General features: G+C 49.7%; 9 protein-coding genes. 3 read left to right on the top strand and 6 right to left on the bottom strand.

Features of this window, described 5'->3' with window-relative positions:
* Window positions 1-1023 carry a HoxN/HupN/NixA family nickel/cobalt transporter gene (locus MNO13_RS00870; RefSeq protein ID WP_064542559.1) on the top strand — a complete coding sequence of 341 codons (1023 nt, stop codon included), beginning with the start codon at window positions 1-3 and terminating at the stop codon, window positions 1021-1023.
* A gap of 92 nt (window positions 1024-1115) precedes the next feature.
* Here the strand turns inward: MNO13_RS00870 and avtA are convergent, their stop codons facing one another.
* On the bottom strand, window positions 1116-2369 hold the full coding sequence (gene avtA / locus MNO13_RS00865; protein ID WP_064542409.1) for a valine--pyruvate transaminase: 1254 nt from the start codon (window positions 2367-2369) through the stop codon (window positions 1116-1118).
* 215 nt (window positions 2370-2584) lie between these two features.
* Window positions 2585-4603: an alpha-amylase gene (locus MNO13_RS00860; RefSeq protein ID WP_241939429.1), complete on the bottom strand. Its 2019-nt coding sequence runs from the start codon at window positions 4601-4603 to the stop codon at window positions 2585-2587.
* Window positions 4604-4917: 314 nt separating this feature from the next.
* Between MNO13_RS00860 and MNO13_RS00855 the strand changes: the two genes are divergently transcribed.
* Window positions 4918-5751, top strand: a complete 834-nt coding sequence (locus tag MNO13_RS00855; RefSeq protein WP_064542404.1) for a protein bax — start codon at window positions 4918-4920, stop codon at window positions 5749-5751.
* 82 nt (window positions 5752-5833) lie between these two features.
* Here the strand turns inward: MNO13_RS00855 and xylR are convergent, their stop codons facing one another.
* The 4 genes from xylR to xylF form a co-directional block, all read right to left on the bottom strand.
* Window positions 5834-7012, bottom strand: coding sequence for a D-xylose utilization transcriptional activator XylR (xylR, locus tag MNO13_RS00850; RefSeq protein ID WP_064542401.1), 1179 nt, complete (start codon window positions 7010-7012; stop codon window positions 5834-5836).
* Between the two features lie 96 nt (window positions 7013-7108).
* Window positions 7109-8290, bottom strand: coding sequence for a xylose ABC transporter permease XylH (gene xylH / locus MNO13_RS00845; RefSeq protein WP_241939428.1), 1182 nt, complete (start codon window positions 8288-8290; stop codon window positions 7109-7111).
* Window positions 8268-9809 (bottom strand): xylose ABC transporter ATP-binding protein, encoded by a 1542-nt coding sequence (locus MNO13_RS00840; protein WP_232887246.1) that lies wholly within the window; start codon window positions 9807-9809, stop codon window positions 8268-8270. The genes xylH and MNO13_RS00840 overlap by 23 nt, the downstream gene beginning before the upstream one ends.
* 58 nt (window positions 9810-9867) lie before the next feature.
* A complete protein-coding gene (gene xylF / locus MNO13_RS00835) occupies window positions 9868-10860 on the bottom strand; it encodes a D-xylose ABC transporter substrate-binding protein (RefSeq protein WP_241940103.1) in 993 nt (330 codons plus the stop codon).
* Between the two features lie 503 nt (window positions 10861-11363).
* Between xylF and xylA the strand changes: the two genes are divergently transcribed.
* Complete coding sequence (gene xylA / locus MNO13_RS00830; RefSeq protein WP_064542392.1) at window positions 11364-12686, top strand: xylose isomerase; 1323 nt, start codon at window positions 11364-11366, stop codon at window positions 12684-12686.
* The last annotated feature ends 66 nt before the right edge of the window (window positions 12687-12752 follow it).

The raw sequence follows: 12752 nt of genomic DNA, 5'->3' as shown, positions 1-12752 counted from the left end.
ATGTTCTTGCGTATTCTTCGTGACAACCCGCGCGCCGCTGTTTTGCTGGCTGTTTTAGTTGCCGCAAACCTTGCCGCCTGGGCCTGGGCGCTGGTTTCGTTTCACCACAGCACGGCATTGATGGCCGCAAGTTTACTGGCCTGGTGCTACGGCCTGCGCCATGCGGTCGACGCCGACCACATCGCAGCAATTGATAACGTGACGCGCAAGATGATGCAGCAAGGGAAACGCCCGTTTGGTATTGGTGCCTGGTTCTCGCTCGGTCATTCCAGCATTGTGGTGCTGGCTTCAATCGCGATTGCCGCAACCGCTGCGGCATTTAAGAATGATATGGACTGGTTCCATGAGGTTGGTGGCGTGATTGGCACGGCCGTATCGGCGTGTTTTTTGCTGGCAATGGCACTGGTTAATCTGGTGATTTTACGTGGCGTATGGCGCAATTTTCACCAGCTCAAGCGTGGTGAACCGTTGTCTGCCGAGGCGACTGATTTCACTGGTGGCGGCATGATGAGCTGGCTGTTCCGCTCCACATTCAAGCTGATCAATAAAAGCTGGCATATGTATTTGGTCGGTTTTTTGTTTGGTTTAGGGTTTGATACGGCAACAGAAATTGGCGTGCTGGGCATTTCTGCCGCCAGCGCGTCTAGCGGGATGTCGATATGGTCGATTCTGGTGTTTCCGGCGCTGTTTGCCAGCGCGATGGCGCTGATTGATACGCTCGACAATATGATTATGGTTGGCGCTTACGGCTGGGCGTTTAACAAACCGCAGCGCAAACTTTATTACAATATGACGATTACCGGCACCTCGGTTGTGGTGGCGCTGTTTATCGGCGGCATGGAAGCATTAGGGTTGTTGGCGGATAAATTCGACCTGCACAGTGGTGTATGGAAATGGGTTGATGCGTTGAATGAAAACCTCGGCAATGCGGGCTTTATCGTGGTTGGGCTGTTTATTGGCTGCTGGATTGTGTCGATGCTGAACTACCGCTGGAAGGGGTACGATTCTTTGGTGGTGCGTTAATTCGGTTATGGATCGTCGGATGACGCTGCTGTATGACCTACGGTAATCGTTGTAGGGCGGATAAGCGCTAGCGCCATCCGCCATTTCACAAATTACTTCGCTTCAGCCCACGCGCGCTCAATCTCTTCGGCAAGAATCTTCACACCGGCTTCGATTTTCTCAGGCTCCGGCACGTAGTTCATGCGCATGCACTGATGCGTGTGCGGCCACGGTTTATCGAGCCCTGGGAAGAAATAATCCCCCGGCACCATCAACACACCGCGTTTTTTCAGGCGCTGATAAAGCAATTCCGTGGAGATCGGCAGGTCTTTAAACCACAACCACAGGAAGATCGCCCCTTCTGGTTTGTGAATTAAGCAGCGTTCTGGTGACAAATAGCGACGAATAATCGCGATCGTGTCCTGAACTCGCTGATAATAGAACGGTTTGATAACGGTTTCGGACAAGCGCAGCAAATCGTTACGCTTGATCATCTCACACGCCATTGCCGGGCCAACACCACCCGGAGCCAGACTGATAATCCCATTCATGTTACTGATAGCTGAGATGATTTTGTCATTGGCGATGATGATGCCACAACGGCTACCCGGCAAGCCCAGTTTGGACAGGCTCATGCACAAGATGATGTTTGGGTTCCACAGCGGGCGGGCTTCACTAAAAATAATCCCCGGGAATGGAACGCCATACGCGTTATCAATAACCAGCGGAATACCGTGTTGATTGGCCAGCGCATCGAGTTTGATCAGCTCTTCATCGGTAATCACGTTGCCCGTTGGGTTGGTCGGGCGTGAGACGCAAATCATCCCGGTATCAGGGCCGATATGCAGATGTTCAAAATCTACATGATATTTAAACTGGCCTTCGGGCAGCAGTTCAATATTAGGACGCGTCGAAACAAACAGGTCTTCTTCAAGGCCGGAATCAGCATAGCCGATATATTCCGGTGCCAGTGGGAACAACACCTTTTTGGTACTGCCATCGGCATAACGGCCAGCAAACAAGTTAAACAAGTAGAAAAACGCGCTCTGACTACCATTTGTCAGTGCAATATTCTGCGGAGTAATATCCCAACCTAATTCTTTGCGCAGCATATCCGCAAGCGCGTCAAGTAACTCACTTTTCCCCTGCGGACCATCGTAATTACAGAGAGCGTCGGTCATTTTCCCGTTTGCCAGCATGTCTGCCAGCAGATCCTGGAAGTAGTCATTCATTGCAGGAATTTGCGCAGGATTACCACCACCGAGCATGATCGCTCCAGGCGTGCGCAGACCATCGTTCAGATCCTCCATCAGGCGGGTAATGCCTGCATGGCGGGTAAATTTGTCGCCGAAAAGTGAAAACGTCATAACGTAGATCTGTCTTTGACCATCAAAAGAGGCTAACCATAACGCCGTAAAAGACGCGGTGCAAACGCATTAAGATTAGCGTCTCGTGGTCAATATGCTGCTTTAATTCATATTAAAAGCATTAAGTGCTGATATTTTTCCGCCGGATGACGCTGCGCTTATCCGGCCTACGGGGAATTTGTAGGGCGGATAAGCGCAGCGTCATCCGCCATCATTTACTGGTTGCCCGCCCAAACCACCAGCACTTTGTCATCGCCGGATTCACGCGTAAAACCGTACCCTTGCCTCATACTCACCGTATTCTGCTCGCCCGCGCCAATGGCCGGATGACGGGCGCGGAACTGGCTGATTTTTTGCCAGTGGGAAAGCGTGGCAACGTTTTGTCCCCAGTTCATATCTGAACGCGTACCTTGCAGCGGGTCAGAACCTGTTGGGCCAAACGGGCGTTCTGTTTCATCACCATAGAAAATCTGTACTGCCCCCGGAGCTAAAAGCAGTAACTCTGCAGCACGCTGGCCACCCTCGCGGAACAGGCGGGTATCGTGCGACGAAAGGTAGCTAAGAACATTAAAATCCTGCAACTTAGTCGCCATTTGCTGCCAGGTGAGATCGATATTCGATAAACAATCCACTGCTTTTGCCGCTTGTTCCTGGTAATCAAAGTTGATCATCGCGTCAAAGCCGCTGTTGTAGTAATCGCTTTTCATCACACCATGCCCCCAGGATTCTCCGGTCATCCAGAAAGGGGTGTCATCCAGCTTCTTCTCTGGATTGGCTTTTTTCCATTCAGCCAGTGCGCTAACCGACTGTTCTTTAAGTTGCTGCCAGGCTGCTTTTTCGACATGTTTCGCGGTATCGACCCGGAAACCATCAATGCCGTAATCACGCACCCACTGGCTCAGCCAATGAGTCAGATAATCTCGCACCGTATCGCCCGCAATTTCTTTAGCGTGAGTATCAGGTTTATGACGGTAAAAAATCGGCAAACCCGCCGCTTGCGTGGATTCCGTTTTCAAATCCGGCAGGAACGCCAGCGACATAGTTAAGTCATCAAAACCTGGGCTGTCGTAATCGCCAATATCGGTACGGATCCAGTTTTTACCCCACCAGTTTTGCCAGGCTGCTTTATCGCCAAAATTGATGTAATCATTAAATGAGTGCCAGCTTTGTCCCGGACCTGGCTTCCAGTTCGTCCAGTGTTGACCGAGGGTTTTCGTCAGCTCATCCCCCTGAAGGTAGAGCGCGCCAAACTGATACTCCTGCATATCGGCAAGCGTTGCGTAGCCGGTGTGGTTCATCACAATGTCGAACAGGATACGCATCCCGCGCTTATGGGCTTCATCCACTAACGTGCGTAATTCATCCTCGGTGCCCATATTGCCATCGAGTTTGGTCCAGTCCATTGTGTAGTAGCCGTGGTAGGCGTAGTGCGGGAAATCCCCTTTGGTACCGCCGCCCACCCAGCCGTGGATTTGTTCCAGCGGCGAGCTAATCCACAACGCGTTCACGCCCAGTTTCTCCAGGTAATCGAGCTTTTGAGTTAACCCCGCGAGGTCACCGCCGTGGAACGTGCCGATTTCTTGCATTCCATCTTTGCGGCGGCCATAGCTGTTGTCGTTTTTTGGATTACCATTTTCAAAACGGTCGGTCAGCACAAAGTAAACGGTGGCATTGTGCCAGCTAAACGGTGCCGCCTGTTTGGTGCTCGCGGATTCCAGCAGCAACAGGCCATTGCTGTTTGCGGCAGGCATCAGGGTAATCTGGCCTTGTTTGACCGTTGCCGTCGCACCGCTGTAGAAATCGCGCACTTCGCTGCCCTCAGCAAAAGTTTTGCTGACATCAACAGTGAGCGGTTGGCCGTCCCATTTAGGGCACTGGCGAGTCACATCAACTGGCACAGCTTGCGCTTCGCTATTAATACCCAGGCTAAGCGTGGGAGTACCGCTGCGGGTGTCAATTTGAATCTGGTATTCGCCGTCCCGGAATAGCCGCCAGACGGGTGCCTCGCCCTCGCAAGGTTTTAACGAAAGTGCCTGATTCAGTTTAATGGATTCTGCGGGCTGCCAGCAGGTCTGGTTGAGTTTCAGGCTCAGCGGGAGTGTGCCTTTTGACAGCTTTGCCTCACTGACAAAGACGCCTGCAGTTTGCTCTTTGAACGCAGGGATTCCAGGGGCTGTCCACGCGGATTGCGCAAGGCCTGGAAACAAAAGAAACAACAGAGGTAATTTTTTCATAGGGTTAAGCCCGCGATTATCTTTTATCCAGTGTGGCACTATTTTTAGTCGCAGAGTTCATCCCAAAAATGGATAGTTGGGGAGGAGATAATAGGGTGAGTGATGGCGGTATCAATTCAATAAAATATGGGATAACCATCGCAAAATATGACACTTTTTGCCGTCATAAGAAGTTCGTACGTGACATCATTTAAGAATCGGATTATTTCTTTTGGTGCTCAAGAGGTCTATTTTTGTTAGTATCTGCCTTTCCTTTTTTCGAAACCTTCGACAATTAAGGCACTGGCAACGTAACGATCCGACCAGGAGATCTAATGATATCAACCCCAATCCGACGATTTGGGGCTGCGATACTTATGTTACTGACCTTCAGTTTTTCAGCTGGGGTATTAGCAAGTAAACATGAGCCAAAATCGCATAAAGCCCCTTTAGTTCAGACAAAAAGCACGAATACACAAAGTAAGAAATTGGCAAGTAGTAAGAAAGAGTATTCTCGCAATAGTGAAATTGCATCGCTCCCTGATTTGCGAAAATACCCTTCCGGAACACCTAGAAAAAAAGCGTTTCTCCGGACGGTCATGCCATATATTAAGAGCCAAAATGCCGCCATCACTGCTGACCGTAACTGGTTGGTTTCTAAACAGTATGAGCAGCGTTGGTCACCATCAGAGCGTACGCGTCTGAAAGATATTACTAAGCGCTATAAAATTGCGTGGAACGGTAATACTAAGCGCGTGCCGTGGAACACACTGATGGAAAAAGTCGACATCATTCCTACCAATATGGTAGCAACGATGGCCGCAGCCGAGAGTGGCTGGGGTACGTCTAAACTCGCGCGTAGCAATAACAACTTGTTTGGCATGAAGTGCAGCAAGCGCCATTGCAACAGCGAACCAGGCAAAGTAAAAGGCTATTTGCATTACGATTCAGTTAAAGAAGGCGTTAACTCTTACGTAACAAATCTGAATACGCATCCGGCCTATAAGTCTTTCCGTAAATCACGCGCACAATTGCGCAAAGCGGATCAAGAAGTTACAGCCAGCAATATGATTCATAAGCTGAAAGGGTATTCCACGAAGGGTAGTAGCTATAACAACTATCTATTTGCGATGTACCAAACCAATCAGCGTTTTATGGCACCGAACTAAATAATTAAAATAGATTGTTAATAATAAGTAATAAATTCACGCCTTCATATTGAAGGCGTTTTTTTTTGCCCCAAATCATTCATCAGACTAATATTTCGCTATACCTTTCGCGGTGTTCCTTCGGCGTCGCGTCATATTCTTTCTTAAACACTGAATAGAAATACTGCAGTGAGGGATAACCACACATCTGCGATATTTCGTTGATCGACAAGGATGTAGAGACCAACAAGCTGCGGGCTTTTTCCAGTTTTTCGGCGTGAATCATTGCATGAATCGTCTCGCCAACTTCCTCTTTGAAACGCTTCTCCAGGTTTGAACGCGAGATCCCCACCGCATCCAACACCTGTTCCACTTTTATCCCTTTGCAGGCGTGATTACGGATGTAGTGCATGGCCTGAATCACGGCAGGGTCGTGCAAAGAACGGTAATCCGTTGAGCGCCGTTCGACCACGCGTACCGGTGGCACCAGAACTCTTTGTAAGGCGAGCGGTTCGTTGTCCATCAAGCGATGCAGTAATTTGGCCGCCTGATACCCCATTTGCCTTGTCCCTTGTGCGACCGATGAAAGTGCTACGCGTGATAAGTAACGCGTCAGCTCTTCGTTATCAATGCCAATCACACACAGCTTCTCCGGCACTGGAATATGCAGATGTTCGCAGACTTGCAGCAGATGCCGCGCACGAGCATCTGTCACCGCGATAATCCCAGTCTGTGGAGGCAGCGTTTGCACCCAATCAGCCAAACGATTTTGCGCGTGTTGCCAGTTTTCCGGCGCCGTTTCTATTCCCTGATAAACCACACCGCGGTATTTTTCTTTCGCCACCAGTTGGTTAAAGGCATATTCGCGCTCCATTGCCCAGCGTTTACCGCTCGAGTTCGGCAGACCATAGAATGCAAAACGCTGAACGCCCTTCTCCTTAAGATGCAGAAATGCACTTTCCACTAATGCGTGGTTATCAGTGGCGATGTAATGCACTGGTGGATAATGTTCGGGTAAATGATATGACCCACCGACACCCACAATTGGAACGTCAGCGCCGTCGAGCAAACGCTGGATTTGCGCATCATCGAAATCGGCAATCACCCCATCGCCTAACCATTCTTTGATGTTATCGATACGAGCGCGGAAATCCTCTTCAATAAAAATGTCCCACTCAGATTGAGACGCCTGCAAATATTCGCCAACCCCTTCCACCACCTGGCGGTCGTAGGCTTTATTGGCATTGAATAACAACGTAATGCGATGACGTTTCTCAAACATACTTTTTCATTCCTGATGACAAAACCGTATGTGCAATACCATAACTGTAACAATGCCGGGGAACCTGGCCCCGGCATTGTGATCCTTTGCACACTCTTATGCGCGGCGCTTGGTCGCCGAATCCATCCATACCGCCAGCAGCAAAATCGCCCCTTTGACGATGTATTGCCAGAACGTGGGCACATCCATCATGCTCATTCCGTTATCCAGAGAAGCCATGATAAAGGCGCCCATCACCGCTCCGGCAACGCTGCCCACGCCTCCCGCGAGGCTGGTGCCACCAATCACACATGCGGCGATGGCATCAAGCTCAGCAATGTTCCCGGCAGACGGTGAACCAGCCCCCAGACGTGAGCTTAGAATCAACCCGGCAATTGCTACCATTAACCCGTTGATAGCGAAAACGGCCAACTTGGTGCGCTCAACATTAATACCAGAAAGTCGTGCCGCTTCGATATTGCCGCCAATCGCATAAATGCGCCGCCCAAATGCAGTGCGGGTCGCCATAAACATGCCAGCCAGCAGTAAGAGCGTGAGGATCAATACCGGCGTTGGCACACCGCGGTAATCATTGAGCAGCCAGATTGCGCCAAGTACGATGACCGCGGTGATAGCCTGCCGCCCGACAACGCCTGTCGATGCTGGTGTTGCCAGCCCCAAAGCCTGACGGCGAATACGCATCCGCCATTGCCAGGCAACAAAAGCGACCAGCCCTAAGGTGCCGATACCAAAGCCAATGCCGTCCGGCAGATAACTTTGCCCGATTTGCGACATATCGACGCTGGTTGGAGAAACAGTGGTGCCGTTGGTAATGCCAATCAAAACGCCACGAAATGCCAACATGCCGGCGAGCGTGACGATGAACGAAGGGACTTTGCGATAAGCCACCCACCAACCGTTCCACGCCCCCAACACCAGACCAAGCGCCAGTGTCACGACGATAGTCAGTGGTAACGGCCAGCCTAACCAGACATCAAAAATCGCCGCCACACCACCCAGCAAGCCCATCATCGAGCCGACAGAAAGGTCAATTTCCGCAGAGATAATGACGAATACCATGCCGACCGCCAGGATTCCGGTAATGGCTGTCTGGCGCAGTAAGTTGGAAACGTTTCTGGCGCTGAGATAGGCGCCTTCAGTGGTCCAGGTAAAGAACAACATGATCACCACAATCGCGGCAATCATGACAAAAACCTGTAGATTTAGCGCCCGCACCCCCGCAAAAGGTGAAGCTGCTGGTGCCGTGAGTTTCAGTTCAGACGGATTGCTTTTCGACATGCTTTTCGCTCCTCAGTGCAGCTTCCATAACCTGTTCCTGGGTCAAATTGTTATTAATCAGGTCGGCTTTGATTCGCCCCTCGTGCATCACCAGCACTCTGTCGCTCAGACCGAGCACTTCCGGCAATTCAGATGAGATAACAATCACCGCAATGCCTTGCTGCACCAGTTGGTTGATCAGTTTGTAGATTTCATATTTCGCACCGATATCAATGCCGCGCGTGGGTTCATCCAGAATCAGGATGCGAGGATTGAGCAGCAGACAGCGCGCCAGAATTGCTTTTTGCTGATTACCACCACTCAGGCGGCCAATAGCCAAATCAGGCGACGAAGTTTTCACTTTTAACCGCTCAATTGATTGCAGGATGCAGTTAAGTTCTGCGGCGTCATCAAGGTGAGTGAGAGCTCCAGAAAACTGGTTCAAGGCGGCAAGGGTGATGTTTTGCCCTACCGCCATAATCGGCACGATGCCGTCTCTTTTTCGATCTTCAGGCACCATGGCAATACCGTGGGCAATAGCTTGCTGGCAATTGCTGATAGCGACAGGTTCGTTATCAATGAAAATACGACCTTCAGATTTCCCGGGCCAAACGCCGAACAGGCACTGAACCGCTTCGGTTCGCCCTGCGCCAACCAGCCCCGCTATTCCAAGGATTTCGCCTTTGTGCAGTGAAAATGAAATATCGTTGACGCGTTTGATATGCCGGTTGACGGGATGCCAGGCAGTAAGATGCTCAACGCGAAGAATTTCATCACCGGTCTGATGCGGTTCATTTGGGTAGAGCGCGGTTAACTCACGCCCAACCATCATGGTAATGATGTCTTCTTCCTGCATGAGTGCTGCATCGCGTGTACCAATCGGTTTTCCGTCGCGGATAACGCAAATGGTATCGGAAATCGCTTTAACTTCATTGAGCTTGTGGGAGATATACACACAGGCGATGCCGTGCGCTTGCAGGTCACGAATAATTCCCAGCAGCACCGCCGTTTCTTGCTCTGTTAACGAGGCCGTTGGCTCGTCGAGAATCAGCAATCGCACTTGTTTATTCAGCGCTTTGGCAATTTCGACCAGTTGCTGCTGCCCCAGCCCAAGCGACCCTACGCGGGTATCCGGAGAGATATTTAAGCTCACCTGCGCGAGCAACTTTTGGCAACGAAGGGTCATGCTGTCGTAGTCCAGCACACCATGCCGTGAAATTTCTGCCCCAAGGAAAATATTTTCCAGCACCGTCAAATTCTTAACCAGCGCCAACTCCTGGTGAATGATCGCAATCCCTTTGCGTTCGGTGTCGCGGATATGGCTCGCCTGCAGTTTTTCCCCGGCAAACCAGATTTCACCCTCGTAACTGCCGTAAGGGTAAATACCGCAAAGTACTTTCATCAGCGTGGATTTGCCGGAGCCATTTTCACCACAAAGTGACATCACCTCACCGGAATCTACTGACAGGCTGACACTATCAACCGCCTTCACGACGCCGAAGGTCTTGGTGATATTTTTCATTTCCAGTAAACAAGGCATAGCCCCTCCTTTACCTGGTTACAGGATAGCGCCCGTGGGAAAACACGGGCGCAGCAGGTTATAGCTCGCTCTTTTTGTGGAAACCGTCAGCCACAATGGTGCTGTCGATATTAGCTTTGTCGACTTCGATTGGAGTAAGAAGGCGTGAAGGGACATCTTTAACGCCATTATTCAGCTTGGCATCCGATGCCGGTTGTTTGCCCTCGCCCAGTTCAACGGCAATTTCCGCTGCTGTATTTGCGAGTTGGGTGATTGGCTTATAAACCGTCATGGTCTGCGTACCGGCGATAATACGTTTTACACCGGCTAAATCGGCGTCTTGCCCAGAAATGGCCACTTTGCCCGCCAACCCTTGCGCACTTAACGCCTGGATTGCCCCACCAGCTGTCGCATCATTTGATGCCACAACCGCATCAATTTTATTGTTATTAGCCGTTAGCGCATTTTCCATGATTTTCAATGCGTTTTCAGGCAACCAACCATCAGCCCATTGATCGCCGACGACTTTTATTTTCCCGCTATCAATATATGGTTTTAATACTTTCATTTGCCCTTGACGGAATAACTTCGCATTATTATCAACTGGCGAACCGCCCATCAGGAAATAATTACCAGAAGGTACTTGATTAACAATGCTTTGTGCCTGAAGCTCACCGACTTTTTCATTATCAAATGAAATATAATAATCAATGTCGGCATTATTAATCATGCGATCATAAGCTAATACTTTTATGCCCTCTCTTTTGGCTTCGGCAATCACGTTGCTCAATACCTGGCCGTTATAAGGAATAATGACCAGCACATCCACGCCACGGTTGATCATGTTTTCTATTTGCGACATTTGCGTTTCTTCGTTGCCATTAGCGGACTGTACAAAGACTTTCGCCCCCAAAGATTCGGCTTTCTTAACAAAAATATCGCGGTCTTTCTGCCAGCGTTCCAGGCGTAAATCATCAATTGCCATGCCGATTTTAACTTCTTTGGCGATACTGCAGGCACTGGTTAGAACAAGCGAGGCACACAACGTTAGTAAGAGGTTCTTAATCTTCATTCGCATTTTTTTATACCTGTGTAGGGTGGGATAAATCGGATTAAAAATTATTAACATCTGTTGACCGGTTCGAATTGTTGACTGTGAATACAAATCCAGCAATTACAGATTTTCATCTTCCCATTACGTTTTTTGGTTTAATTTCTAATTTATGATGGCGATCTGCTTTTAATTTAACAAATGCATTCGTTGCTTTATTTATTGGAATAACCATAAAGATACTTCATTCATTATTTTCAACATTTTTTGCGAGGCAGCGCACATTTGAGCATTCTCTTAATCACAGTGTGAAATAACGTAATTGAGCAAACTCCAGGGAAAATACAGGATGGTTACAGAATCGCTTACTTGCTATACCCAAAATAATTCGAGTTGCAGGAAGGCGGCAATCGAATGAATCCCGATGAGCTTACTCAGGTAAGTGATTCGGGTGAGTGAGAGCAGCCAACACCCCTGCATCTTGAAGGACGACGGGTATATTCCCCCTGATTACGGAGTCAATTATGCAAGCCTATTTCGACCAACTTGAACGTGTACGTTTTGAAGGCCCTAAAACCGCTAACCCACTGGCATTTCGTCACTACAATCCAGATGAAATCGTGCTGGGTAAACGTATGGAAGAACACCTGCGCTTTGCCGCTTGTTACTGGCATAACTTCTGCTGGAATGGTGCCGACATGTTTGGTGCCGGTTCGTTTGAACGTCCGTGGCAGCAAGCTGGCGACGCATTAGGCCTGGCAAAATTAAAAGCTGATGTGGCGTTCGAGTTCTTCCACAAGCTGAATGTCCCGTATTACTGCTTCCATGATGTGGACGTTTCGCCAGAAGGCGCATCGCTGAAAGAGTACCTGAATAACTTCGCGAAAATGACCGAAGTGCTGGCGAAAAAGCAGCAAGAAAGCGGCGTGAAATTGCTGTGGGGTACAGCCAACTGCTTTACCAATCCTCGTTATGGCGCAGGTGCTGCGACCAGCCCAGATCCAGAAGTATTCTCCTGGGCGGCAACGCAAGTCGTCACCGCAATGAATGCCACTCACCAGTTGGGCGGCGAAAACTATGTGCTTTGGGGTGGCCGTGAAGGTTACGAATCCCTGCTCAATACCGATTTGCGCCAGGAACGTGAACAAATTGGCCGCTTCTTGCAGATGGTGGTTGAGCACAAACATAAAATTGGTTTCCGCGGCACGTTGCTTATCGAACCGAAACCGCAGGAGCCAACCAAGCACCAATACGATTACGATGTTGCGACGGTCTACGGTTTCCTGAAGCAGTTCGGTCTGGAAAAAGAGATCAAAGTAAACATTGAAGCGAACCACGCGACACTTGCCGGTCACTCATTCCATCACGAAATTGCCAGCGCCATTGCGTTGGGCATCTTCGGTTCCGTCGATGCCAACCGTGGCGACCCGCAACTGGGCTGGGATACCGACCAGTTCCCGAACAGCGTGGAAGAAAACTCACTGGTGATGTACGAAATTCTCAAAGCAGGTGGTTTCACCACTGGCGGCCTGAACTTTGACGCCAAAGTGCGCCGTCAGAGTACCGATAAGTACGACTTGTTCTATGGGCACATTGGTGCGATGGATGTGATGGCGCTGTCACTGAAAATTGCCGCACGCATGATTGAAGATGGCGAACTGGATAAACGCGTTGCGAAACGTTATGCCGGTTGGAATGGTGAACTTGGTCAGCAAATTCTGAAAGGGCAAATGTCGCTTTCACAAATTGCACAGTACGCTGAACAGCATGACCTGAATCCACAGCATCAAAGTGGGCATCAGGAATTACTGGAAAACCTGGTCAATCATTACCTGTTCGACAGATAAGTTTAAACCGTAGTTGAAATGGTGGGTGACGCTTTGCTTATCCACCCTACGAATTCCCGCGCCACG

This window comes from Buttiauxella ferragutiae, assembly GCF_022637515.1.
Classification (GTDB): domain Bacteria; phylum Pseudomonadota; class Gammaproteobacteria; order Enterobacterales; family Enterobacteriaceae; genus Buttiauxella; species Buttiauxella ferragutiae.
This window is presented reverse-complemented; position numbering and strand designations above follow the sequence as displayed.